Consider the following 23,070-nt stretch of genomic DNA (forward strand, 5'->3'; position numbering starts at 1 on the left):
ATGACACACCACGAATTTCCGCAGTTCCCTGTCCGCAGTGAATCCTTCGCCGAGGGCCAGACGCTCCCGCCTGCCCAGCGCAGCGGCAAAATGCGCGCCGGCGGCCAGGACGAATCCCCGCAGCTGAGCTGGAGCGGCGCCCCGGCCGGCACCAAGGGCTATGCAGTCACCATGTTTGACCCCGACGCCCCGGGACGCGGCGGCTTCTGGCATTGGGCCGTGGTGGACGTCCCCGCCGATGCCACGTCCCTGCCGGCAGGGGCGGGCGCCGAGGGCGGCAAGCTCCTGCCCGCGGGCGCCATCCAGTTGAGGAACGACGGCGGGTTTCACGGATACCTGGGCGCCGCGCCGCCTCCGGGGCACGGGCCGCACCGGTACGTCATCACCGTGCACGCGCTCGACATCGCACCGTCCGGGTTGAACGAGCACGCTGCTCCCGGCAGCCTGGAAGCGAAGCTGTCGCGGCACACCCTGGGCCGGGGCACGCTCACCGGCATCCTCGAACGCCACTGAGCCCGCCGCCCGCCGTCGCCCGCCGCCGCCGCCCGCCGCCGTCGAGTCCGCCGCCCGCCGCCGTCGAGTCCGCCGGAAACTCTCCAGATCGCCGGAATTCTCCGGCGAACCCGACCAGGTCCGGCGATCTCGGCGCATACGGCCGCGAGGGCCGACCGTCCCGGCGCACGTAGACTGGCATTATGCGGCTGGTAGCAAGTGACATCGACGGAACGATCCTCGGCCATGACGGCAAAATCAGCGACCGGACCGTCCGCGCGTTCCACGCCTGCCGCGACGCCGGGCTGGAACTGGTGTTCGTCACGGGACGGCCGCCGCGCTGGCTCCACCCCCTGCAGGACCAATTGGGGCACACCGGAACGGTCATCTGCTCCAACGGCGCCGTCGTGTGGGACCTCGAGGCAGACCGCATGCTCTCGGCGCGGACATTGGACCTCGACGCCATGTTCGAGGTCCGCCGCATCATCAAGCGGTTGCGCCCGTCCGCGCTGTTTGCCGCCGAAACTCTGACCGGCTTCCACCTGGAACCGGGCTTTATCGAAAACGGCTCGAGCGAACTGCTCGCGGAATTCACCCCGGCCCCGCTGCACACCACCCTCACGGCGGGGGACTCCATTGCGAAGTTCCTGGCCATTGTCCGGGAAGGCGCCGCCGACGAGTTCCTGGCCGAGGTGACGCCCGCCGTCGCCCATCTGGCCGCCGCGACGCACTCGGCGCCGAACATGGCCCTGCTGGAGCTGTCCCTGCCCGGCGTGAACAAGGCCGTGGCCCTGGCGGAATATGCGGCGTCCCTCGGCATCGGCGCCCCGGACGTGGTGGCTTTCGGGGACATGCCCAACGACATCGAGATGCTTCGCTGGGCCGGGCACGGCTACGCGATGGCCAGCGGCCACCCGGAAGCGATCCGGGCCGCCGGCCAGCAGGCCCCGCACTTCGACGACGACGGAGTCGCCCAGATCCTCGAGGCCAAACTCGCCGAACTCGGCGTCCGGCTGCCCTAAAGCCATCCGGCGGCCGGCTGTCCGAATGGACACCGCCGGCGCCGCCGTACTCCTCCTCACCCCGGTCCATGTCCCCGCGGACACCGGATTCCCAGCGGACGGCCAACTGGCGTTCACCTTGGCCTCCTAGGCTGGGAGCTCGCGACAATTCGTTGACCGATAATGGGGACATCATGGCCAGGCACCGCATCAGGAACACCGACGAACAACCCCTGCACCCGGTGGAGCCGGACCGGCACTGGAGGCAGCTGCGCCAGGGCGACCGCGTCAGTGTCCGGCTGGGGCCGGGATTCGAGACCGGCGGTCTCGTGGACGCCGTCACGGCGGACCACAGCATGGTCTGGGTGGACCTCGACGGCGGCCGCGGCCGCACGCTGCTGCACTGCAGCGACGACGTGGAAATCCGCCAGCACGACTCCTGACACCCCATCCCGCTAAGGCCCGGTCCCCGCTAGGGCCTGCTGAGGCCCGGTCCGGCTCAGCCCCAACTCCTCGGCCCCGGCAGATCGAGGCCTCGGGTACGCTTCAGGAGTGACTGATCCGCACCCCTACTTTGCCCCGCGCGACAACCGCGACGGCGGACCGGAGGACCCAGCCGCCCGGGCCCGGGGCGGGGCCCGGGCGCCCCTGGCGATGGCCCACCGGGGCTTCTCGCTGGACGGGCTGGAGAACTCGATGACCGCGTTCCGCGCCGCCGTCGACCTCGGGTTCCGGCATCTGGAGACGGACGTGCACACAACCGCCGACGGCGTGTTGGTGCTCTTCCACGACAAGACCCTGGACCGAATCACGGAGGGCCGGGGCCGGATCGCGGACCTTCCGGCCGCGACCGTGGACCTGGCCAGGATCGGCGGAACCGAACCGATCCCGCGGTTCGAGGAGCTGATCGAGGCTTTCCCGGAGGTCCGGCTCAATGTCGACGTCAAGGACTGGAATTCGGTGGCCACCCTGGCCTCCGCGATCGAGCGCCACGGATTGCACGACCGCGTGCTGGTGGCCAGTTTCTCGGACCGGCGGCGCCGCGCAGTGCTGAAGCAGTTGAGCCGTCCGGCCGCGGGCTCGGCCGGCATCGTGTCCAATGCCGTGTTCGTCCTGCTGGGCGCCGTGCTGCCGACGCCGCTGATGTCCCTCGTGGCGCGCCGGGCACTGCGCGGAGTCCACGCCCTGCAGGTCCCGGTCCGCTACGGCGCCGTGCCAGTGGTGACGCCCGGCTTCATCCGGCGGGCACACCGGCACGGCCTGCAGGTGCATGTATGGACAGTCAACGAGCCCGCGGAAATGCACCGGCTGCTGGACCTCGGCGTCGACGGGATTGTCACGGACCGCGCGGACCTGCTCAAGGCGGTCCTCCAGGAGCGCGGGACCTGGTCTTGACGGGACCTGGTCTTGAAGCGAGCGCCCCGGCGCTCAGGCGGAAAGTTCCATCATGAGTGGCGGCAGTTCCTCGTTGAGCTCCCGGGCGAGGTAGCCCAGGCCGCCCAGCCGGCTGGCAAGACGGTCTCCGGCCGCAGCATGCAGATGTGTACCCCAGCAGGCGGCCTGCGCGTTGCCCGTTCCCCTGGCACGGAGGCCGGTGATGGCACCGGAGAGGACATCTCCGCTGCCCGAGGTGCCCAGTCCGCTGTGCCCGGTGGTGATCTCCCAGAGGCCAGGCCCGGAAGCGGCACCCCTGCCGCTGCTGCGGGGTTCTGCTATCACCCCCTGGCAGGTGACCACGGCCTGGTATTTGTCGGCCACCTCAGGGAGCTGGCGGGGCAGGTCCTCGACGTCGCGCCCGAGCAGGATGCCCGCCTCCGTGATGTTCGGGGTCAGGATCAGCCGGCCCGCCCACGGAGCCAGCTCGTCTTCGAGCTCCGGCAGGCTGGCAAGGGCAAAGGCATCCAAGACAAAGCACGGCCGGCTGCCCGGGGTGGCTTTGAGGAGTTCGCGCAGCAGCGCCGTGGTTTGATCCTTGTCGTCCAGGCCGGGCCCCACCAGGACGGCGTCCGCGGATTCCAGCTCGGCGGCCAGGGAACCGGCGGCGGAACCCACCACCGTCCCGGCCGTTGTTTCCGGCAGTCCAAGGACGCCAGCTTCGGGCAGGGCGACGCCGAGCGGTACCGCCACGGAGTCCGCCACGGCCAAGGTCAGCCGGCCCGCACCCGCGCGGAGGGCAGCGACGCCGGCGAGCAACGCCGCTCCGGGCGTCTTGCGCGCACCGCCGATGACCAGCACAGAGCCGCGGTCGTCCTTCCCGGAGCCGCCGCCAGGAAGCGGCCAGGCACGCAGCAACGTCGGGGTAACGGCCTCGGCGTGAGGAGGTTTGGCCTGCCGGGACTTAGCGGGGGTGGACATCGGCGTCCCCTGAGTGCTGGGTTACTGGGACACCTTCGCTCATGAGGTGGTCGGCCATATTGAAAGTCTCCAGCAGCCATTCCCCCCTGCCGTCGGGCCGGACGAAGCGGCTGACGGAGGCATTGAGGATGGTGGACGTGGCCGCGATGTCCAGCAGCTGCTGCTCCGAGAGCCCCTCCAGGATGTAGCGGATGAGCAGGATCACGGCGTCGTGGCAGACCAGCAGGACGCCCTCGCCGGGATGTTTGTTGTCGAGGTCGGCGAGCAGCGAGCGAAGCCGCAGCACCACGTCCGCCCAGGACTCGCCGCCCGGGGGCCGGTAGTAGAACTTGCCGAGCCACCGCCGGCGCCCTGCTTCCTCGGGGAGGCGGGCTTCCACCCCGGCTGAAGTGAGCATGTCCAGGATGCCGAGCTCGCGGTCGCGCAGCCGCTCGTCGATCAGGATTGCCGTTTGCCAGCCGCCGCTCTGCACGGCGAGTTCGGCGGTCTGCCGTGCCCGCAGATAGGGCGAGGACCAGACTGGGGTGCGCCGGCCGTCCGGGTACCCCGCGAGGACCCTGCCCAGGGCCAGCGCCTGCTCCCGTCCCGTGTCCGACAACCCGACATCCGCATCCCGGGCCGGGACATCAATGACATGCGCACCGGCCTGTTGAGCAAGCGTGGCGGCAACATTGCCCTGGCTTTCACCGTGACGCACCAGCAGCAGCTCAGTCACGCCTGGAACGCTGGCGCCGTGTCCGTGGTGGCTCACCGATCCCCCTGTCCGTTGGTTGCCAACGTCGTCCTCCACCGGGCCGACCCGGGCCGGAATGTCTGTGGCAGCCACGTTACTCCCGGTGGCCCGGATTTGTCGCTGCACCGGGCAGCCGAGCATGGTCAGGGACCGCCGGACTGGCAGGATAGAGCCATGCGCATCCTCATCGCCCCGGACAAGTTCAAGGGTTCCCTCACCGCCGTCGAAGCGGCCGCCGCCATTGCCGAAGGCGCTCTGCGCGTCTACCCCGACGCCGAAGCCGTCCAGTTTCCGGTGGCCGACGGCGGCGAAGGGACCCTCGAGGCGGCCGTCGCGGCCGGCTACGAGGAACGGCTCAACGCAGTTGTTGGCCCCATCCTGGCCCCGATCGGAGCCGCGTGGGCCATCCGCGCGGACGCCTTCGGCGGGGCCACCGCGGTGATTGAAACGGCGCAGGCCTCCGGGCTGGCGCACATGGAGCCCACACCGGCCAACTCGCTGCGCGCCCACAGTTATGGCTGCGGCCAGCTGATCGCCGCCGCGCTGGAGGCCGGTGCCACGGAAATCGTGCTGGGCGTGGGCGGTTCGGCCATGAGCGACGGCGGCAGCGGCGCCCTCCGGGCCCTCGGACTCAAACCGTTGGACGCCGCCGGCAACGTTGTGCCCCTTGGCGGGGGATCGCTCGCCGATGTCGCGTCCGTGGACATCAGCGGCCTGGATCCGCGGCTGGCCGAGGTCAAGTTCAGGATCGCCGTCGACGTCCAAAACCCCCTGTACGGCAGCGAAGGGGCCGCATACGTGTTCGGTCCGCAAAAAGGGGCCGACGCCGATGCGATGGACCTGCTCGACGCCGGCCTGCGCAACTGGGCCTCGGTCCTGCGCGAGTCGACCGGCCGGGACGTCAACGTGCCCGGCGCCGGAGCGGCCGGCGGCTTCCCGGCGTCGTTCCTGGCCTTCAGCACCGCCGCCCTGGAGGGCGGCTTCGAGCTGGTGGCCGGGCTCACCGGGCTCGCCGCGAAACTCGCGGTGGCTGATTTGGTCATCACCGGAGAAGGCTCCATGGACAGCCAATCGCTGACAGGGAAGGCACCGATCGCCCTCGCCGACGCCGCCCAGGCCCTCGGCATTCCGGTGATCGTGGTGGCCGGCCGGATCCTCGTCACCCCGGAGGACCTCGCCCCGCACGGAGTAGTCGCCGCGGCGCAGCTGCTGGACGTCGCAGGCAGCCCCGAGGACGCCATCGCAAACGCGGCAAAGTACCTTGCCTGGGTCACCAGCCAGGTCCTCGAGGGCGCCTAGGGGCACCTGCTGGCCGGCTGCCATGCCGGCCGGCTTGCCGGCCACCTTGCCGTTTAGGCGCCGGTCTCGTAGTGCGGCTCGGCCACGGGTTTTGACTCGGGGGAGCCCTTCTCGCGCAGGTAGACCGAGGCGCCCACCAGGACCGCCACGGCGAGGAACTCGCTTTGCCAGTTCTGGAAGGACTCGAACCAGAATCGGCTCGTCGCCAGATAGCCCAGCACCGTCACGGTGGGCTGTCCGTGCGCCTCCTGGTCACTGTTGTAGTCGTCCGCGCCGCCAACCGCGTGCAGGATGAAGGACGCCAGGAACAGCAGTAGGAACATGATCGAGAGCGAGTGTTCGTAGAGCTTGAGCACCCAGCCGCCGCGCCGCACGGGCCACGGGGTGGATGCCTTGAGCGGGGCCTGCCGGGGGTCCTCGTCCTGCGGGGCGCTGCGGCCCATCGGCTTGGACTCGGAGGACCCCTTCTGGAACAGGAAGACGGTCAAGAGGACATACATGCCCATCTGCAGGAATTCCGATTCCCAGTTCTCGAATGTCGCCTCCGCGAACGCCCCGGTGCCTAGGTACTGCAGCACGGTTACGGCTGGTTCGCCGTGGGCCAGCTGCTCGTCGCTGTAGGTGCTTGCGCCGCTCAGGACCATTCCGCCGAAAAACACGACGAACAAACCGATGTTGGCCAGCAGAAGTCCGTGGTCCTTGACCCACTTTCCCATGGTTCCTCCCGTGCCAGCGGTGGGCCGCTCATGTGAAACGTTTGTCACAGTGACTCCTCTTTGCGAGCCTGCCGGCGGATCCGGGCAGGGACAAGAACTAGTAGCAGTACCAGTACGGCCAGCAGTCCGAAGCCGGCTATCACGCCCGCCGTCCGGCCTGCGGTGACGTCGAAGATGAGGGATGTGGTCCCCACGCTCAGGAGCGCCACGCCGGTCAATGAAAACTTGGCGATGGTGTCGGCGCTGGCCACGAGCGTGGCCTTCAGCCCTTGCCGGAACAGCCGCCGGTGCACGCTCACGGGCAGCAGGATGGTGGCCGTGGTGAGGGCGGCCAGGACAACGTTGGCGAGGTACAGGCGGGTCTGGTAGTCATCGAGAGTCTCGAAGCGCGACTGGAACGGTAGCGTCAAGAGGAAGCCTGCGAGAATCTGGACACCCGTCTGGAGTACCCGCAGTTCCTGCACGAGCTCCGCCCAGTTGCGATCCATCCGCTCAGCGCGCGATTCGTTCCTGCCGTCATCCCGCGGCGCCGCTGGGCCTGTCATTGGTGCTCCTTCGCGCAATTCTGAAACCAATTCTGAAACCAATTCTGAACCGGCCGCAGCATGCGGCCCACCCTCAACCTAGGCTTGAAAGTTACCAAAAGACAAGTTGGTAGTAAGTCTGCTGACGATTTTTGAGGCTAGGGTAGAAACTGATTGCTTCACTGGGATGGTTTAGAGGGCACGGTTGCACCGGTCCGATGAACTTCCCTGGAAACCGACACATGGTTAGGTGGACTTTGAGCGACTCAAGCACGGCAGCCAGCGCCTCCGGCGGCGACCCCGGCAAGCAGCAGGACCAGCCCAAGCAGCAAGACCAGCCGCGCGATCCCCGCGCCGGCTACCACTCGGGCCCGTTCCCGGAACAGGTCCAGAAACAGCCCGGCCTCACCTCGCCCATGGAGCCCAAACCGGACCATGGCGAGGAAAGCTACCGGGGCAGCGGTGCCCTGAGCGGCAAAGCCGCCCTGATCACCGGCGGTGACTCCGGAATCGGCAAGGCGGTGGCGATCGCCTTCGCCCGCGAGGGAGCCGACGTCGCCATCTCTTACCTGCCGGGGGAGGACGAGGACGCGCAGGACACCGCCGAATGGATCCGGAAAGCCGGCCGGAAAGCCCTGCTGCTTCCCGGCGACGGCCGCACTGAAGACTTCGCGGCGGACATCGTGAAGGCCACGCTGGCCGAATTCGGGCGCCTGGACGTCCTGGTGCTGAATGCGGCCTACCAGAAGAACCGCGAGAGCTTTGAATCACTGCCCACCGAAGAGTTTGACCGCGTTTTCAAAACCAACCTGTACTCCCTGCTCTGGACGGCCCGTGCCGCGGTCCCGCATCTGGAAGCGGGTGCATCGATCATCACCACCGCGTCGATCCAGGCCTTCAACCCTTCCCCGGGACTCATTGACTACGCCATGACCAAGGCGGCCCAGGTGGCTTTCACCAAGGCGCTGGCCCAGGAGCTCGGACCCAAGGGGATCAGGGTCAACGCCGTGGCCCCGGGCCCCATCTGGACGCCGCTGATTCCGGCCACCGAATGGCCCGACAAGCTCCCGTCCTTTGGCCAGGACACGCCCCTGCAACGCGCCGGCCAGCCGGCGGAACTCGCGGCCGCCTACGTGCTTCTCGCCTCCGACCACGGTTCCTACATCTCCGGGGCCGTCCTACCGGTCACCGGAGGCAAGGGCCTCTGAGCCAGCTTTGAACCCGCTCAATTCCCGAAAGTCCCATTTCCAGCACCAGGAGGAATGACATGACTGAAAACCAGCAGGATCCCAAGACCGTCACCGAAGAAGCGGGCGGCTACGGCACGCCGACCGCCGAGCAGGAGATGGGCGGCGATGAGAAGAAATTTGCCCAGCCCCGCGAGGAAGAGGCCTTCGACGCTGCGGGGCTGAACCAGGACAGCGCCGACGGCGAGACGTATCCGGCCGGCGCCCCGGACCTAAGTCAGTTCGGCGCCGAAGACCAAGACAGTGCAGGAGAACCCGGAGCAGGACGCTTCGGAGGAACGGAGGAACAAATGAGTTCAGAAAACGCCACCACAACCCCCAGCTTCGACGCCGACGCCTCGGAGAATTCCGAGGCCGCCGTGCCGTCCTCGGAGGCGGAGATGGACGAGGCCAATACGGAAGAGCCCGACGCCGGGCGCTCTTTCTCCTCCGAGCCCGGACAGGATGCGGCGGGCCTGCCGGACGGCTCCGGGACGGACCTGCCGGAGAGCAAGTCGCCGAAGGACAGCGACGATGACAAGGACGCCTTCGACGCCGGCTAGTCCCGGCGCCGTCGCCGTCCGCCGCGGCGGGTGCTGCCGCCCCAAGGAGGGGCCCTGACAGCGATGGAGGCCGGACTCCTGCCTGTGGGCGGAGTCCGGCCTCCTTCGTCTGCGGGAAGTTGCCCGCTCGCGGTGCTTCCTCAGGGGCGTTCCTTAGCGGCGCTTCTTGGAGGCGCGCTTGGAGGCTGCCCTGACCGCGGCCGTCGAGGCCGCTGCCGGCGAGAGATCTTCAGTTTCCGGCTCCGCCACCGTGCCGCGCACCTTCGCGATCGCCTTCATGCCGTGGTAGATCACCAGGGCCGCGGCGGAGCCCAGCGCGATCCCGGTGAACTTCAGGTCGCCGATGGTCCAGGTGTAGTCGGCAATCCCGACAATGAGGGCGACGGCGGCCGTGGTCAGGTTGATCGAGTTGGAGAAGTTCACCTTGTTCTGGACCCAGATCTTCACACCCAGCACACCGATCATCCCGTAGAGCATCGTGGCCGCGCCGCCGAGGACGCCGGCAGGGACGGTGGCGATGAGTTCGCCGAACTTCGGCGAGAAGCTCAGGATCACGGCGAAGACGCCGGCAACCCAGTAAGCCGCCGTCGAATACACCTTGGTGGCAGCCATGACGCCGATGTTCTCGGCGTACGTGGTGGTCCCGGACCCGCCGCCAAGCCCGGCAAGCACGGTGGCGGCACCGTCGGCCAGCAGCGCCCGGCCGGACACGCCGTCGAGGTTCTGTCCGGTCATGGCCGACACGGACTTCACATGGCCGATGTTCTCTGCCACCAGCACCAGCACCACCGGCACGAAGAGGCCCACGACGCCGAGGTGGAATTCCGGAGTCTGGAAGTGCGGCAGGCCGACCCACGCCGCGCCGTCCATCTTGGAGAAGTCCACCTCGCCCCGGATCACGGCAAAAAGGTAGCCCACCAGGACGCCCACCAGGATGCTCAGCCGGCCCAGCATGCCGCGGAACAGTACACTGACCACGATGATGACCGCCAGCGTGATGAAGGCAGTCACTGGGGCCTGGTCGAAATTGGCCTTCGCCGCGGGCGCCAGGTTCAGCCCGATCAAAGCCACGATTGCACCGGTTACGATCGGCGGCATGACCCGGTTGATCCAGCCGGCGCCGAACTTCTGCACCACGGCGCCAACGACGGCGAGGGTCGCGCCGGCCAGCACCACCCCGCCCAGCGCCCCGGGGATGCCGAACTGCTGCTGGGAAGCCAGGATTGGGGCGATGAACGCGAAGCTGGAACCGAGGTAGCTCGGCACGCGTCCCTGCGTGATGACCAGGAACAGCAGGGTGCCGATGCCGGAGAAGAACAAGGTGGTGGCTGGCGGCATGCCCGTGATGATCGGGACCAGGAAGGTGGCACCGAACATGGCCACAACGTGCTGCATTCCGATCCCTACCGTCAAGGGCCAGGTGAGCCGCTCATCCGGCCTGACGACCTCGCCGGGGCGCACGGACGTGCCGTTGCCGTGGAGCTTCCATTTGGTGCCGAGCATGCTCATGCCGGGAGCCTTTCAGAGAATGGGGGGCGGGCGGGGAAGGAATCTTCCGGAGCAACTTTACCGCGCACGGTCTTACCGCCCGCTTCCCGGGGCGGGACCGGTCCGTGTGCGCCGGACCGGACATCACGGTGTTCGACGTCACAGTGTTCGAGGTCACAGTGTTCGACGTCACAGTGTTCGACGTCACAGGGGAAGGGGGAAGCAGACGCGGCTGGTTGAAGTTGCAACTAAGGACAGCAGAAGAAGCCGGCCGCCAGATGGTGCGCGGGCACAGGGAAAGGGATGCCAATGACAATCGCCCACGATGAAGCAGTAATCGAGGCAGCCGCCGTCGACGCCATCTTTGCCGAGGCGCGCACCGCCAACGCCTTCACCGGCGACGTCACTGAAGACCAGGCCCGCGCCATCTACGAGCTGACAAAGTTCGGCCCCACCGCCTTCAACTCGCAGCCGCTGCGCGTCACCTACGTGCGCTCCGACGAAGCCCGGACCACGCTCGTGGACGCACTTTCCGCCGGAAACCGCGCCAAGACGGCATCCGCACCCCTCGTCGCCGTCCTGAGCTACGACACCGCTTGGCAGGATCAGTGGGACAGCTTCCTCCCCGGCTACAACGCCCCCAAGGCCATGTATGACGCCGCGCCGGATCTGGCCGCGGCCACGGGCAACAACAATGCGCACCTGCAAGCCGGTTACTTCATCCTCGCCGTCCGCTCCCTGGGCCTCGCGGCCGGCCCCATGACCGGTGCTGACTTCGCCAAGATCGACGCCGCCTTCTTCCCCGACGGAAGCCAGAAGAGCTTCCTGGTGGTCAACATCGGCCAGCCCGGGGAAGACGCATGGGGCGAAGCCAAGCCGAAATTCGCCTACGAGGACGTCGTCCGTACCGTCTAAGGACCCCGGCACCGTTCTCCGGCACTGTCCTTTTCGCCGGCACTGTTTTTGACGCGGAGGTGCCTCCGGCACCATGGGGGACAGGCCGGAGGCACGCGGGATGCGATTCTGCGGTTCAGCGCAAGGCCCACATCCAAGGCCACTTCCCATTTTAGTCCGTGCCTTCGCCGGCGGCACTGTGCGTTTGGGTTACGCGCCCGGCCCCTGGGCGCCGCGGCGTGGCAAACTTTTCCCATGCGGAACCTGATCGCGGTGGCCTTCGTAGAGCCGGTAGCCGAAGGGCTCGAATTTCCGCGTGATGACTGGCCGCTGCACCTCACCCTGGTTAAGTTCGACGTGGTCAAGGTCGACGTCGTAAGGGTCGACGTCGTCGAACCCCGCCAGAAAGCCGGCGCGGAACCCGAACCAGGCTTGCCACCGGCTTCAGGCGATCTGCTCGCCGAACAGATCGCCACCCTCATGACGGATCCGGTGGCCGCTGCGCTGGGCAGCCGACTCAACGTGGACGGCGAAGCCGGGTTCGGGCGAGCAGGGTCGATCCCGGTCAACCTGATTGAACCCAGCGAACAGCTGCAGGTCCTCCACAACCAGTTGGTCCGGATCGTGGAGCAGCTGCCCGGCAGGATCTCCACGCCCGCCTTCACCCTGGCCGGGTACCGGCCGCACGTCTCGCACCACGGCGACAAACGGCTCGAGCAGGGCGACAGCTTCGCCCTTGACCGGATAGCGCTGGTGGATATGGCGCCCGACGGCGGCCACGCCACCCGCCGGATCCTGAAGTTGTGGACCCGAGGCCCGGCGGCGTAAGCACCGGAACGGCCTCATAAGAGGGCCTGCACGTCATATCCGCGACTCCGGCGGCCGATTCCTGCGGGCCGGGTGCCATACTTGGGTCAACTTCGACGGTTTTCGACGACGGAGTGACGTATTTCGGGCAAATCACGGCGGACCGGGGGGACCACTAAATGATGCTTGACACCGCGACACTTCGGGTCGCATTGGCGCTGGTCGATCTCACACTGCTCATGCTTTTCTACTTCATCACCTTCCGGCGCACCCGGTCGCCCTACAGCGGCTGGTGGTGCATGGCCCTCTTGCTGTTCCTGGTCGGCAACTCCGTGTACCTGCTGGGCGGTACCGCGCACCAGGGGTGGGCCATCCCTGCCGGCAACGTCCTGCTGGTCGCCGGCGCCGCCAGCATCTGGGCCGGCGGACGATCGCTGCGGGCCCCCTCACCCCGGCCCTGGCACCTCGCGGCCGGCCCTGCGGCCACCGCCGTCGCTTCAGTTCTTGACCACCCGGCCACCAACGCCTGGGCGGGAGGCCCGGTGTATCTGGGATTCATGGCCGTGCTGATCGGCCTGGCAGCCCGGGAGCTGTTCCTGCTCGAGCGCGACTACTCGCGCGTCCACCGTCCCCTCGCCGTGGGCGCCGGCATCCTGGCCGTTTTCTATCTGGGCCGCCTCTTCGCCTACCTGATTAAGGGACCGGACGGCCCGGTTTTCACGTCAGCCTTCGGTTCCGTACCCATGACGGTCTTGACGATGGTCACGCTCGTGGTTGCGTCCTTCACCATGGCCGACCTGAGCTACGAACAACAGACACGGGAGCTGCGGGCACGCGCCACTGTGGACGGACTCACGGGCCTGCTCAACCGCTCGGCGTTCCTGGATCTCGCGGAAAACGAACTGCGCCGCTTGCGCCGGACCGGCACCACGGCGTCGCTCATTCTGGCGGACCTGGACCACTTCAAGACGATCAACGACCAGTTCGGACACACGGCCGGTGACGCCGCCCTGCAGGCGTTTGCCAGGGCCTGCGCCGGGACCGTCCGCTCCACCGACCTCGTTGGCCGCTACGGCGGCGAAGAATTCATCCTCCTGCTGCCCGGCGTCACGCCGGACAGGGCGCAGGAAATCGCGGCCGACATCAGCGTCCGGCTCCATCAAACCGGCTCGGCAATCATCCCCCGGCTGCCCACCGTGAGCTACGGCATCGCGGCCACCGGCTCCGGACCGGGCGGCCTCGACGCTGCAGTGGTTTCGGCCGACGCGGCCCTCTACCAGGCAAAGATGCTTGGCAGGGACCGCGCCGAGGTGGCCGCCGGCGACGGAACTACGAAATAACCCCGTCCACCAGCGCTTTCGCCTCGGCCTGGACCTGCTTGAGGTGCTCGGCACCCTTGAAGGACTCGGCGTAGATCTTGTAGACGTCCTCCGTGCCGGACGGCCGGGCCGCGAACCAGGCGTTTTCGGTGACAACCTTGAGGCCGCCAATCGCAGCGCCGTTGCCCGGCGCCTCGGTCAGCTTGGCCGTAATCGTTTCGCCGGCCAGTTCGGTCGCGGTGACGTCCGAGGGTGAAAGCTTGCCCAGGGCCGCCTTCTGCTCCCGGGTGGCCGCTGCGTCGATCCGGGCGTAGACCGGGTCGCCGAACTGGTCGGTTAGGCCCTTGTACAGCTGCGACGGTGACTTGCCCGTTACCGCCGTGATCTCCGAGGCCAGCAGGGCCAGCAGGATGCCGTCCTTGTCGGTGGTCCAGACGCTCCCGTCCATCTTGTTGAAGGAGGCGCCGGCGGATTCCTCGCCGCCGAAGGCACCTTCCCCGGAGAGCAGCCCGGGGACGAACCACTTAAAGCCCACGGGAACCTCCACGAGCTTGCGGCCCAGGCTTTCAGCCACGCGGTCAATGATCGAGGAGGAGACCAGGGTTTTGCCGATCACGGACTGCGGGTTCCAGCCGGTCCGGTGCCGGTACAGGTAATCGATGGCGACGGCGAGGTAATGGTTCGGGTTCATCAACCCGCCGTCCGGAGTAACAATCCCGTGGCGGTCGGCGTCTGCGTCGTTACCGGTGGCGACGTCGAACTTGGCGCCGTCGGACATACGGTTGATCAGGGAGGCCATTGCCGACGGCGAGGAGCAATCCATCCGGATCTTCTCGTCCCAGTCGAGGGTCATGAAGGCCCACTGCGGGTCGACGGTCGGGTTAACCACAGTGAGGTTCAGATGGTGGCGCTCGCCGATCTCGCCCCAGTAGTCCACCGACGCGCCGCCCATGGGGTCGGCGCCGATCCGGACGCCTGCCTCGCGGATCGCATTCAGGTCCAGGACCGAGGGGAGGTCGTCCACGTAGCTGCTGAGGAAGTCGAACTTGCCGGTGGTCCCGGCGGCGAGGGCGTCGGCCACCGGGATCCGCTTGACACCGCGCAGGCCGTTTTCCAGGAGCTCGTTGGCGCGGTTTGCGATCCAGCCGGTGGCGTCGGTGTCCGCGGGGCCGCCGTGCGGGGGGTTGTACTTGAATCCACCGTCTCCCGGAGGGTTGTGGCTCGGGGTCACCACGATGCCGTCGGCCTGCGGCGCGCCCGGGGCGGCGTTCCGGTTGTGCGTAAGGATGGCGTGGCTCAGGGCAGGGGTGGGCGTGTAGCCGTGGCGGGCGTCGATGAGGACGTGCACGCCGTTCGCTGCCAGCACCTCAAGGGCGGAGTTTTGTGCGGGCTCGCTCAGGCCGTGGGTGTCCTTCGCCATGTAGAGGGGGCCGGTGATGCCCTGGCCCGCCCGGTATTCCACGATCGCCTGCGTGATGGCGAGGATGTGGGGTTCGTTGAAGGACGCCTTCAGGCTCGATCCCCGGTGCCCGGAGGTGCCGAAGGCCACCCGCTGGCCCGGGTCCGAGAGGTCCGGCGAAACGTCGTAGTACGCGTCCAAAAGCGCAGTGAGGTCAACAAGGTCTTGGGGTTGGGCAACAGTGCCCGCGCGGCTAGCCATGGCACCAGCATGCCAGACGGGGGCGGAGTGCAACACGGTTTCGCGTCAAACCCGTTCCTGTGACGAAAGAAAACCCGCCGATCGGCCCGGTCCCAAGCCAACCCGGCGGCGGTACGCTGGATCCAGAGACTTCATAAGGGGACATGCCATGACTGAACAGCCAAAACAAGGCAAAGACGAGACCCCGGAGGGTTACCAGCCGACCCTCCGACTCCCGGACCACCAACCGGACGTTCCGCCAGAGCAGGCGCCGCCCGCCAGCCAGGACCAAGGCCAATCAGCGACGCAGCAGTTCGCGCAACCTGAATCCCAGCAGCAGCCCTACACGGGCCGGCAGCCTGAGTCCCCCCAGCAGCCCGGCCAGGCGGCACCGGACCATGGCCAGTTCTCAAGCCCGTACCCTCCGGTCTACGGCGAGTCCGGCCGGACGCCATATGCCGCGGGCCAGCCGGCCTACGGCCAGCCGCCGTATGGCCAACCGTCGCCGTACGCTCAGCCGGGCAGCCCCAACGCCTATGGCCAGCCCGCGTACTACGGGGCGCCGTCTGCGCCCAAAACCCTGAGCATCGTCAGCATGTGCTGCGGCATCGCCGCGCTGGTGGGATTCGGATTCTTCCTGCTCCCGCAGCTGGCCGCCGTCATCCTGGGACACCTCGCCCTGCGGCGCGAACCGGCCGGCCGGGGCATGGCGATCGCCGGCCTCGTGATGGGGTACGTGGGCATCGCCGTCACCATCCTGGTGCTGGTCATTTTCGGACTGGTCATCGGCACCGCGCGCAACAGCGGATACGGCGTCTAGGCCTGCCCAGCGGCTGAGGGCCGGCGTCGGCTCAGCGTGTCAGCGCAGCCACCAGCGGTCCGGCATTGGCCTCAAGCCACGCGCGCCGGCGGTTGATCAGGCCACCCACGCCGTCCTGCCACATCCGGGCCCAGCCGCCGCCCAGGGCAGCGGCGTTGTGCCGCATCCGCTCGTAGCTCAGCGCGGCGGCCTCGATCCCGGCACCGGGCACCCGACGTCGTTCATCCTCGGTCCAGCCGTAGGCGTCGGCGAAGATGCGCAGCCGGTGGAACGGGTCCTGGTCTTCCCAGCCTGGCCACGCGTCGGCGGGGTCGCGGAGCGGCACCCAGTGCATGGCGGTATTGAGAGAATCATGAAGTGCAGTGGCGGGTCCGGCGAGGTCGAAATCCACCAGCCCCGCGGCCAGGCCGTCCCGGACCACCACGTTCTGCGGTGTTATGTCCAGATGGCAAATGAGCCCGGCAGCGTCGGTAGGGTTCGGCTGGACCGGCCGCGGCGGGAACGGGTGAGCCTCCGGCACGAAGCCTGCCGACGCCGTGTGCAGGCGCCGCACCAGGCGCCCCACGGAGACCAATAGGTCCCCGGACTGCACCCAGGCTTCGGGAAAGGCCCCGGAGCACTGTCCCGGCACGAACGTCAGGACATCCCGGCCCTGTGCGTCGCGGCCGAGGAAGCGCGGGGACCCCGCAAAGCCGGCGTCGTCCAGCCAGTCGAGGTACTCGCCCACGGCGAGGGATTGCGGTTGGTGCGGGCGGCGGATGGTTCCGCCAACCCGCACCACACCGTCGGTGACATCGCCCGCCGGCATATGTTCGACGTCGGACGCCTCGCCGGGGGCGGGGGTGTAGACGCGCGAAGCAACCGGGACGCGATGTGCGGGGTTCATCGGGTCAGCGTACGCCGCCCATGAGCTTCTTGATCGCCGGCGAGGCGACCGCCAGTCCGACAGCCAGCAGCATCGCGGTTCCACCGATGCCGATGAAGTAGGGCAGCTCGTCCTGCGGGTTGTACAGACCGGACAGGATGCCGGCCAGGGTAGTGCCCAAGGAGACGGAGAGGAAGAACAGTGCCACCATCTGGGTGTGGAAGGCCTTGGGCGCCAGCTTGGTGGTCACAGACAGGCCGATGGGGGAGAGGAACAGCTCTGCGAGGGTGAACAGAAGCAGGATTCCAACCAGGGCCAGCAGAGGGGTCTTGCCGCCGCCGGCCAGCGGGATGAAGGCCAGGAAAGCAAGGCCCATCACGAAGAGGCCTATCGAGAACTTCAGGGCCGAACCGGGCTGCTTTCGGCCGAGCCGGGTCCACAGGGCAGCCATGATGCCGGCAAAGATGATGATGAACACCGGGTTGATGGACTGGACCCAGGCGGCAGGCATTTCCCAGCCGAAGAGATTCCGGTCCAGTTTCTCCTCCGAGTACACGGCAATGAACGTGAACTGCTGCTGGAACAGCGCCCAGAATGCGGCCGAGGCGATGTACAGCGGGATAAACGCCGCCACCCGTCCGCGCTCGGTGGGGGTGATCTTCTTGCTCTTGAAGATCAGGGCGAAGTACAGCACAGACGCGCCAATGGCCGCGTAGGCCATGGACATGGCAAGGTTCTCGGCGTTGACGGTGCCGGTCGCGAGCAGCACTGCGATGATCACAGCGATGCCGGCGAAGATCAGGCCGTAGCGGGTGCGCTGGGCGGCGGGGAGGGGGTTCGGTACCCGGTGTGCTTCTTCAGGCAGCTTCTTGCGGCCCAGCGTGTAGATGACCAGGCCTATGGCCATGCCGACGGCGGCGGCGCCGAAGCCCCAGTGGAAGCCCTGGCTTTCCTGCAGCCAGCCGGTGACCAGCGGGCCGATCAGCGCACCGGCGTTGATGCCCATGTAGAAGATGGAGAACCCCGCGTCGCGGCGTTCGTCCTTCTCGCCGTACAGGCTGCCGACGAGGGCGGTGGCATTGGCCTTCAGGCCGCCGGAGCCGACGCCCACCAGCACCAGTCCGGCGATCAGGCCGGGTATGCCGGGCACGAGTGCCAGCCCGATGTGGCCCGCCATGATCAGGACGGCCGCGCCGAACAGCACCCGCTCCGACCCGAAGAGCCGGTCCGCGAGCCAGGCGCCTAGGATTGTGGAGAGGTAGACGCCGCCACCGTAGGCGCCGACGAGGCCGGCCGCCAAGGCCTGCGGAATCTCAAGGCCACCCTGGGCGGCCGTGAAGTACATGTAGTAGAGGAGGATCCCCTGCATTCCGTAGAAGGAGAAGCGCTCCCACATCTCTACGGAGAAGAGGCTGGCCAGCATCTTTGGGTGGCCAAAAAACGATGTGTCGCCCGGCGTCTTGGTGGGGGGACTGAATGAGGGATCGCCCGGCGTTGTAGCGGGGGGATTGGATAAATGAGTTGTGCTCATTTACTTAATGGTGACATTGTGACGCGCGATTGTCACATTCGGGCAGGCCCGAGGCAAGCAACCCGGACCGTGTTTTGCCTCTCTTTCGGCGGTTTCCCAGGGCGTGCCGGGCTGGGCGGCCGTGTCCTAGGCGGGCTCCCCGACGGGCTCGCCGGCGTCGAACATGATGATCTGCCGGATGGCATGGCCGTCTGCCAGCTGGTCCATGGCCCGGTTGATATCGGCGAGGGCGATGCGGTCCGAGATCAGCTCCTCGACAGGCAGTTTCCCGTCCCGCCACAGCTGGGCGTATTTCGGGATGTCCCGCGACGGGACGGCGGAACCAAGGTAGCTCCCCACGATCGTCCTGGCTTCGGCGGTGACGGTCAGCGGCGCCAGCTGGGCGCGGGCATCGGGGGAGGGCAGCCCGGCCGTGACGGTGGTCCCGCCGGGGGCGGTGGCGGCAAACGCGGTTTCGAACGCGCGCGGATTCCCCGCGCATTCGATCACATACCTGGCTTTGACCCCGGCGTCGAGGACCTGCTGCGGAGTGTACGTTTCGTGCGCGCCGAGGCGGCGGGCGTGATCGAGTTTCTGCTCCAGCGTGTCCACGGCGATGATCCGCGAGATTCCCTGGGAGATGGCGGTGATGAGCGCCGCCATGCCCACGCCGCCGAGACCGACGACCATGATGCTGTCCTGCGGGCGGGGCCGGGCCGCGTTGAGCACCGCACCGCCGCCGGTCAGCACGGCGCAGCCCAGGACCGCCGCAATGTCCGCCGGGATGTCGTCGTCCACCGGCACGGCGGAAGCGCGGTCCACCACGGCGTGGGTGGCGAATCCCGAGACGCCCAGATGGTGGTGGACGGGCTCGCCCCCGCGGCTCAAGCGCCTGGATCCGTGCAGCAGGGTCCCTTCGTTGTTGCTCTGCGAACCGGCCGTGCAGGGCAGCCGGCCGTCTTCGGCGCAGTTGGCGCAGTTCTCGCACCGGGGCAGGAAGGACATGACCACGCGCTGCCCGGGCTGCAGATCATTGACGCCGGACCCGACCTCCACGACCCGGCCCGCCGCCTCGTGGCCCAGCAGCATGGGGACTGGCCGGACCCGGTTGCCGTCGACGACGCTCAGGTCCGAGTGGCAGATCCCGGCGGCCTCCAGCCGGACGAGAATCTCGGTGGGCCCGGGAGCCGCGAGTTCCAGCTCGGAGATGCTGATGGGCCTGGATTCCGCGAAGGGACGCGGGCGGCCGATTTCCTCGAGTACTGCACCGGTGATCTTCATTGGTCCTCTTTCGCGGCCGCGTCGGGTTTGAGTGAACGATAGCCGCCGGCCGCAGCCAGCGTCCATTTGGGGCTCCCGACGGCGGCCGCACTGACGCCGGGCGGAGGGGGTGGGCCGGTTGGTTTCCTTGGCCCAACCGGGGGACATGCTCATTCTTGGCGCCCGCGGGTGGACAAGATGGCATTGTGCCCAGCGGCCGCGGCAAGGAGTGGGCATGTCCCCGGTGAGCGCTGGACATGTCCCGTGTGCGGCGTGCGGAGTGGGCATGTCCTCAGCGGTGGAGGTTGGACATGTGGCAGTTGGGCATGTCCCGTGTGCGGCGTGGGGAGTGGGCACGTCCTCAGCGGTGGAGGTTGGACATGTCCCTTGTTCGACCTGCGCTCCGAACATGTCCCGTGCTCGGCGTGAGGGGCGGGCATGTCCCGGGTGAGCGGCGGGTCCTTGGCTAGAACCCCAGTTGGGCGGCCACCTGGAGCAGCAGCCCCTCGGAGCCTATTGGCCCGATTAGCTGGATGCCCATCGGCAGGCCCGAACCGGCGGCGCCGCCGGTCCAGTGCACCGGGATACTGATTGCCGGCAGCCCGCAGACGTTCACCATGGACGACCACGGCGCGTATTCGCACTGTTTGCGGTAGTCGTCGTCGGCGTCGCCGGCCCATTCTGCGGCCGGCCAGTAGTCCCCGCCGTGGGTCGCGCCCGTGAACCAGCCCACCGGGCGGGGCGTCTGCGCCAAGGCCGGCGTAACTATGAGGTCCCATTGGGCGTACTGGGCGATCGTGTCGCGCTGGAACTGCCGGAGGAACCCGACGGATTCATTGACTTTGGCCGCACTGCGTTGCTGTGCGCGCCGGCGGAACGTCCTTGTGAGCGGGGTCAGGAGCGCCTCGCGCTGGGGTGAGATTCGCGCGCTGCCAATGCCGGCGGTCCAGGCAGTGGTGAAGGCGTCCGGGTAGCGGTTGTCATAGCGAATCGCGGCCGCCGACGTCTCGTGTCCCGCCGCCTCCAGCCGCGCGACGCCGTCGGCCAGCGCCTCGAGCGCCTCCCGGTCCGGGACGAAAGGGAACATTGATTGCCAGGGGCTGTCGAGGCTCATCCCGATCCGCAGCCGGCGCGGCTCCCTGGCGGTCAGTTCGAGATAGCCGGCGTGCGCGCCGCCGACCGCGGCCTGCCTGTCCGCACTTTGTTGGCCCGGTCCTTGCGGGGTCGCACCGGGCATCAGGGCATCGAGCAACAGGGCGGCATCGGCGGCGGAGCGGGCGAGCGGTCCGGCAACCACGAGCTGGGCGGGATCGCCCGCGCTTTCCCCGGCCGGCACGAGCCCGCGTCCGGGCTTCAGCCCGACCAGCCCGCACGCCGCGGCCGGGATCCGCACGGAGCCGCCGCCGTCGGACCCGGGGGCGAACGGCAACAGCCCCGCGGCCACGGCGGCAGCGCTGCCGCCCGAGGAGCCGCCCGAACTGCGGCTGAGTGCATGCGGATTACGCGACGGCGGAGCGACCCGGTTCTCGCTGTAGGCCGTCAGGCCGAACTCCGGGACCTGAGTCTTGCCCAGCGAGATGACCCCCGCAGTCTTGAGCGCGACGGGAAGCGCGCCGTCGGCCAGCGCCGGTTTGCGCTCCAGGGCGGCGCTGCCATGCGTGGTCACGACCCCTGCCACATCCGTCAGGTCCTTGAAGGCGACCGGCATTCCATGCAGCGCGGGCAGAGCGCCGCCGTTCCGGCTCCGGAGGGCGTGGAGCCGGTCCGCCGCCGCGGCGTCCTTCTGCGCCTGTTCCGCGGTGACGGTAATGAAGGCCCCGAGGTGCGGATTTTGGGCTTCGATGCGGTCCAGGAAGTGATCGGTGGACTGCCTGGCGGACAGCTCCCCGGATCGGAGCGCGTCGCGGAGCTGGACGGCGGAGAGTTCGTGGATCTCAGCCAAGGAGGCGGGACTCCAGCCGTTCCCCGGGCTGCGCGGCGTGGATCCCGGGGGGACATGCCCATTCTTGCGCACCGCGGAAGGACACAATGGCATCATGTCCAGCGCTCGCGGCCAGGGGAGGGCATGTCCCGTGGCGGGGGCCGCGGACGGGCCGCTCCGCGGGGTGTTCGGCAGCCATCAGGTCTCCTTTGCGGTCTCCAGAAGCGTAACCTGCCGCCAGCGTGGGCGCCCTGGAAGCGGCGGGGGATACGCTGGGATCGGAGCTTGAATTCCGCGGAAAGGGTGAACATGAGCGACTTCCAGACCGTAAGCGTGTCCGGCATCCCCGATGGTGCCAAGATCGTGGACGTCCGCGAGGACTATGAATGGGTTGCGGGCCATGCCGAGGGCGCCCTGCACGTTCCCATGGACCAGCTGCCGGCCCGGATCGAGGAGCTCGACCCGGACGAGGACGTCTATGTCATTTGCCGCACCGGCGGCCGTTCCTACCGGGCCACGCAGTGGCTCGTGGGAATGGGATATTCCGCGCTGAATGTGGCCGGCGGCATGGACCAGTGGGTCGAGTCCGGCATGCCGCTGGTGTCCGACAACGGCCTCAAACCGGTTGTCCTGTAACTGAAGAAGGAAGAACTGATGCCCGCACCAACGCTCACCTACACATTCCTCGGACCCGAGGGCACCTTCACCGAGGCCGCCTTGATGCAGGTCCCGGACGCGGCGAAGGCTATTCGCATCCCGTCCTCGAATGTGAACACGGCGCTGGACAAGGTGCGGGACGGCTCCGTCGATGCGGCCATGGTGCCGATCGAAAACTCGGTCGAGGGCGGCGTCACGGCTACCTTGGACGCCATCGCCACCGGCCAGGAACTCAGGATCCTCCGGGAGGCCCTGGTGCCCATCAGCTTCGTCCTGGTGGCCAGGCCCGGCGTGGCGATCGGGGACATCCGGCGCGTCTCCACCCACGGTCACGCCTGGGCCCAGTGCCGGCTCTGGGTGGACACTAACATTCCCAACGCGGAATATATCCCCGGGTCATCCACCGCCGCTGCGGCCATGGGCCTGCTGGACGGCGACGGGGCCCACTACGACGCCGCGATCTGCGCCCCGATAGTGGCCACCGAGCAGCCCGCCCTGAAGGTGCTAGCCGAAAACATAGGTGACAACCCCGGCGCGGTCACCCGGTTCGTGCTCGTGGGCCGACCGGGCGAACTGCCGGCCCCCACCGGCGCGGACAAGACCACCGTGGTGGTGCCGCTGCCCGAGGACCGGCCGGGTGCGCTGATGGAGATCCTCGACCAGTTCGCCACCCGCGGCGTGAACCTGAGCCGGATCGAATCCCGGCCGACCGGGCAGTACCTGGGCCACTACTTTTTCAGCATTGATGCCGATGGCCACGTAGCCGACGCACGGGTGGCCGACGCGCTCGCAGGCCTGCACCGGATCAGCCCGGCCACCCGCTTCCTCGGCTCCTACCAGCGTGCCGACGGCCACCGGACCAACGTAGCCCCGCACACCTCGGACCAGGCATTCCGCGCCGCGCATGCGTGGGTGAAAGACATACTGGGCGGCGCATCTGCTGAGGCGGAATATACGCCGGGAGCTTCGCCCAGAGCGTAG

The 23,070-nt window shown here is 68.2% G+C and carries 23 protein-coding genes; 13 read left to right on the forward strand and 10 right to left on the reverse strand.

The features are described 5' to 3' along the window. From BLQ10_RS20145 to BLQ10_RS20160, 4 genes are all read left to right on the forward strand, one after another. The gene (locus BLQ10_RS20145; protein ID WP_091564775.1) at positions 1 to 513 is read left to right on the forward strand and encodes a YbhB/YbcL family Raf kinase inhibitor-like protein; all 513 of its coding nucleotides are present in this window, start codon (positions 1 to 3) and stop codon (positions 511 to 513) included. 182 nt (positions 514 to 695) lie between these two features. Beyond that, positions 696 to 1,514, forward strand: coding sequence for an HAD family hydrolase (locus BLQ10_RS20150; protein ID WP_091564776.1), 819 nt, complete (start codon positions 696 to 698; stop codon positions 1,512 to 1,514). Positions 1,515 to 1,687: 173 nt separating this feature from the next. Beyond that, the gene (locus BLQ10_RS20155; RefSeq protein ID WP_091564777.1) at positions 1,688 to 1,936 is read left to right on the forward strand and encodes a hypothetical protein; all 249 of its coding nucleotides are present in this window, start codon (positions 1,688 to 1,690) and stop codon (positions 1,934 to 1,936) included. Between the two features lie 109 nt (positions 1,937 to 2,045). After that, positions 2,046 to 2,888 carry a glycerophosphodiester phosphodiesterase family protein gene (locus BLQ10_RS20160; RefSeq protein WP_091564778.1) on the forward strand — a complete coding sequence of 281 codons (843 nt, stop codon included), beginning with the start codon at positions 2,046 to 2,048 and terminating at the stop codon, positions 2,886 to 2,888. Positions 2,889 to 2,921: 33 nt separating this feature from the next. Here the strand turns inward: BLQ10_RS20160 and BLQ10_RS20165 are convergent, their stop codons facing one another. After that, a complete protein-coding gene (locus tag BLQ10_RS20165; protein WP_091564779.1) occupies positions 2,922 to 3,848 on the reverse strand; it encodes an NAD(P)H-hydrate dehydratase in 927 nt (308 codons plus the stop codon). Next, positions 3,832 to 4,599: a histidine phosphatase family protein gene (locus BLQ10_RS20170; protein WP_254785692.1), complete on the reverse strand. Its 768-nt coding sequence runs from the start codon at positions 4,597 to 4,599 to the stop codon at positions 3,832 to 3,834. The genes BLQ10_RS20165 and BLQ10_RS20170 overlap by 17 nt, the downstream gene beginning before the upstream one ends. A gap of 156 nt (positions 4,600 to 4,755) precedes the next feature. Here BLQ10_RS20170 and BLQ10_RS20175 point away from each other — a divergent pair, with 156 nt between their 5' ends. Then, complete coding sequence (locus BLQ10_RS20175; protein WP_091564781.1) at positions 4,756 to 5,880, forward strand: glycerate kinase; 1,125 nt, start codon at positions 4,756 to 4,758, stop codon at positions 5,878 to 5,880. 53 nt (positions 5,881 to 5,933) lie between these two features. On the opposite strand, the gene BLQ10_RS20180 is transcribed toward BLQ10_RS20175, so the two are convergent. Then, the gene (locus BLQ10_RS20180; protein ID WP_368086533.1) at positions 5,934 to 6,644 is read right to left on the reverse strand and encodes a DUF6766 family protein; all 711 of its coding nucleotides are present in this window, start codon (positions 6,642 to 6,644) and stop codon (positions 5,934 to 5,936) included. Beyond that, positions 6,641 to 7,141: a DUF6328 family protein gene (locus tag BLQ10_RS20185; RefSeq protein ID WP_091564783.1), complete on the reverse strand. Its 501-nt coding sequence runs from the start codon at positions 7,139 to 7,141 to the stop codon at positions 6,641 to 6,643. The genes BLQ10_RS20180 and BLQ10_RS20185 overlap by 4 nt, the downstream gene beginning before the upstream one ends. A gap of 236 nt (positions 7,142 to 7,377) precedes the next feature. On the opposite strand from BLQ10_RS20185, the gene BLQ10_RS20190 reads away from it, so the two are divergent. After that, a complete protein-coding gene (locus BLQ10_RS20190) occupies positions 7,378 to 8,328 on the forward strand; it encodes an SDR family oxidoreductase (protein WP_254785690.1) in 951 nt (316 codons plus the stop codon). 59 nt (positions 8,329 to 8,387) lie between these two features. After that, the gene (locus BLQ10_RS20195; protein WP_091564785.1) at positions 8,388 to 8,909 is read left to right on the forward strand and encodes a hypothetical protein; all 522 of its coding nucleotides are present in this window, start codon (positions 8,388 to 8,390) and stop codon (positions 8,907 to 8,909) included. 153 nt (positions 8,910 to 9,062) lie between these two features. Here BLQ10_RS20195 and BLQ10_RS20200 read toward each other — a convergent pair whose 3' ends face one another. Further along, positions 9,063 to 10,418, reverse strand: a complete 1,356-nt coding sequence (locus tag BLQ10_RS20200) for a uracil-xanthine permease family protein (RefSeq protein WP_091564786.1) — start codon at positions 10,416 to 10,418, stop codon at positions 9,063 to 9,065. A 288-nt stretch (positions 10,419 to 10,706) separates the two neighbouring features. Between BLQ10_RS20200 and BLQ10_RS20205 the strand changes: the two genes are divergently transcribed. From BLQ10_RS20205 to BLQ10_RS20215, 3 genes are all read left to right on the forward strand, one after another. Further along, positions 10,707 to 11,312: a malonic semialdehyde reductase gene (locus BLQ10_RS20205; RefSeq protein WP_091564787.1), complete on the forward strand. Its 606-nt coding sequence runs from the start codon at positions 10,707 to 10,709 to the stop codon at positions 11,310 to 11,312. Between the two features lie 234 nt (positions 11,313 to 11,546). Beyond that, positions 11,547 to 12,119, forward strand: a complete 573-nt coding sequence (locus BLQ10_RS20210) for a hypothetical protein (RefSeq protein WP_091564788.1) — start codon at positions 11,547 to 11,549, stop codon at positions 12,117 to 12,119. Positions 12,120 to 12,277: 158 nt separating this feature from the next. Further along, positions 12,278 to 13,438, forward strand: coding sequence for a GGDEF domain-containing protein (locus BLQ10_RS20215; protein WP_091564789.1), 1,161 nt, complete (start codon positions 12,278 to 12,280; stop codon positions 13,436 to 13,438). Here the strand turns inward: BLQ10_RS20215 and pgm are convergent. Beyond that, positions 13,428 to 15,077, reverse strand: coding sequence for a phosphoglucomutase (alpha-D-glucose-1,6-bisphosphate-dependent) (pgm, locus tag BLQ10_RS20220; RefSeq protein ID WP_090583114.1), 1,650 nt, complete (start codon positions 15,075 to 15,077; stop codon positions 13,428 to 13,430). The two genes, BLQ10_RS20215 and pgm, sit on opposite strands and share 11 nt — an antisense overlap. A 148-nt stretch (positions 15,078 to 15,225) precedes the next feature. On the opposite strand from pgm, the gene BLQ10_RS20225 reads away from it, so the two are divergent. Then, complete coding sequence (locus BLQ10_RS20225; RefSeq protein WP_091564790.1) at positions 15,226 to 15,876, forward strand: DUF4190 domain-containing protein; 651 nt, start codon at positions 15,226 to 15,228, stop codon at positions 15,874 to 15,876. A gap of 31 nt (positions 15,877 to 15,907) precedes the next feature. Here BLQ10_RS20225 and BLQ10_RS20230 read toward each other — a convergent pair whose 3' ends face one another. The 4 genes from BLQ10_RS20230 to BLQ10_RS20245 all read right to left on the reverse strand — a co-directional run bounded on the left by BLQ10_RS20230 (position 15,908) and on the right by BLQ10_RS20245 (position 21,453). Next, on the reverse strand, positions 15,908 to 16,762 hold the full coding sequence (locus BLQ10_RS20230) for a phosphotransferase (protein WP_175558709.1): 855 nt from the start codon (positions 16,760 to 16,762) through the stop codon (positions 15,908 to 15,910). Positions 16,763 to 16,766: 4 nt separating this feature from the next. Further along, a complete protein-coding gene (locus tag BLQ10_RS20235) occupies positions 16,767 to 18,272 on the reverse strand; it encodes a peptide MFS transporter (RefSeq protein WP_091564791.1) in 1,506 nt (501 codons plus the stop codon). Between the two features lie 126 nt (positions 18,273 to 18,398). Then, on the reverse strand, positions 18,399 to 19,532 hold the full coding sequence (locus tag BLQ10_RS20240) for an alcohol dehydrogenase catalytic domain-containing protein (RefSeq protein WP_091564792.1): 1,134 nt from the start codon (positions 19,530 to 19,532) through the stop codon (positions 18,399 to 18,401). Positions 19,533 to 19,977: 445 nt separating this feature from the next. Next, the gene (locus BLQ10_RS20245) at positions 19,978 to 21,453 is read right to left on the reverse strand and encodes an amidase (protein WP_091564793.1); all 1,476 of its coding nucleotides are present in this window, start codon (positions 21,451 to 21,453) and stop codon (positions 19,978 to 19,980) included. A 288-nt stretch (positions 21,454 to 21,741) separates the two neighbouring features. On the opposite strand from BLQ10_RS20245, the gene BLQ10_RS20250 reads away from it, so the two are divergent. After that, a complete protein-coding gene (locus tag BLQ10_RS20250) occupies positions 21,742 to 22,068 on the forward strand; it encodes a rhodanese-like domain-containing protein (protein WP_091564794.1) in 327 nt (108 codons plus the stop codon). A gap of 18 nt (positions 22,069 to 22,086) precedes the next feature. Beyond that, a complete protein-coding gene (gene pheA, locus BLQ10_RS20255; protein WP_091564795.1) occupies positions 22,087 to 23,070 on the forward strand; it encodes a prephenate dehydratase in 984 nt (327 codons plus the stop codon).

Origin of the sequence: Arthrobacter sp. ok362, from assembly GCF_900102785.1 — a bacterium.
Taxonomy (GTDB): domain Bacteria; phylum Actinomycetota; class Actinomycetes; order Actinomycetales; family Micrococcaceae; genus Arthrobacter.

Coding starts and splice junctions, on each gene's coding strand:
- BLQ10_RS20195 (WP_091564785.1), top strand. CDS start 8,388: ATGACTGAAAACCAGCAGGATCCCAAGACCGTCACCGAAGAAGCGGGC.
- BLQ10_RS20230 (WP_175558709.1), bottom strand. CDS start 16,762: ATGAACCCCGCACATCGCGTCCCGGTTGCTTCGCGCGTCTACACCCCC.
- pheA (WP_091564795.1), top strand. CDS start 22,087: ATGCCCGCACCAACGCTCACCTACACATTCCTCGGACCCGAGGGCACC.
- BLQ10_RS20225 (WP_091564790.1), top strand. CDS start 15,226: ATGACTGAACAGCCAAAACAAGGCAAAGACGAGACCCCGGAGGGTTAC.
- BLQ10_RS20240 (WP_091564792.1), bottom strand. CDS start 19,532: ATGAAGATCACCGGTGCAGTACTCGAGGAAATCGGCCGCCCGCGTCCC.
- BLQ10_RS20200 (WP_091564786.1), bottom strand. CDS start 10,418: ATGAGCATGCTCGGCACCAAATGGAAGCTCCACGGCAACGGCACGTCC.
- BLQ10_RS20250 (WP_091564794.1), top strand. CDS start 21,742: ATGAGCGACTTCCAGACCGTAAGCGTGTCCGGCATCCCCGATGGTGCC.
- BLQ10_RS20205 (WP_091564787.1), top strand. CDS start 10,707: ATGACAATCGCCCACGATGAAGCAGTAATCGAGGCAGCCGCCGTCGAC.
- BLQ10_RS20210 (WP_091564788.1), top strand. CDS start 11,547: ATGCGGAACCTGATCGCGGTGGCCTTCGTAGAGCCGGTAGCCGAAGGG.
- BLQ10_RS20155 (WP_091564777.1), top strand. CDS start 1,688: ATGGCCAGGCACCGCATCAGGAACACCGACGAACAACCCCTGCACCCG.
- BLQ10_RS20185 (WP_091564783.1), bottom strand. CDS start 7,141: ATGACAGGCCCAGCGGCGCCGCGGGATGACGGCAGGAACGAATCGCGC.
- pgm (WP_090583114.1), bottom strand. CDS start 15,077: ATGGCTAGCCGCGCGGGCACTGTTGCCCAACCCCAAGACCTTGTTGAC.
- BLQ10_RS20235 (WP_091564791.1), bottom strand. CDS start 18,272: ATGAGCACAACTCATTTATCCAATCCCCCCGCTACAACGCCGGGCGAT.
- BLQ10_RS20150 (WP_091564776.1), top strand. CDS start 696: ATGCGGCTGGTAGCAAGTGACATCGACGGAACGATCCTCGGCCATGAC.
- BLQ10_RS20215 (WP_091564789.1), top strand. CDS start 12,278: ATGATGCTTGACACCGCGACACTTCGGGTCGCATTGGCGCTGGTCGAT.
- BLQ10_RS20145 (WP_091564775.1), top strand. CDS start 1: ATGACACACCACGAATTTCCGCAGTTCCCTGTCCGCAGTGAATCCTTC.
- BLQ10_RS20165 (WP_091564779.1), bottom strand. CDS start 3,848: ATGTCCACCCCCGCTAAGTCCCGGCAGGCCAAACCTCCTCACGCCGAG.
- BLQ10_RS20175 (WP_091564781.1), top strand. CDS start 4,756: ATGCGCATCCTCATCGCCCCGGACAAGTTCAAGGGTTCCCTCACCGCC.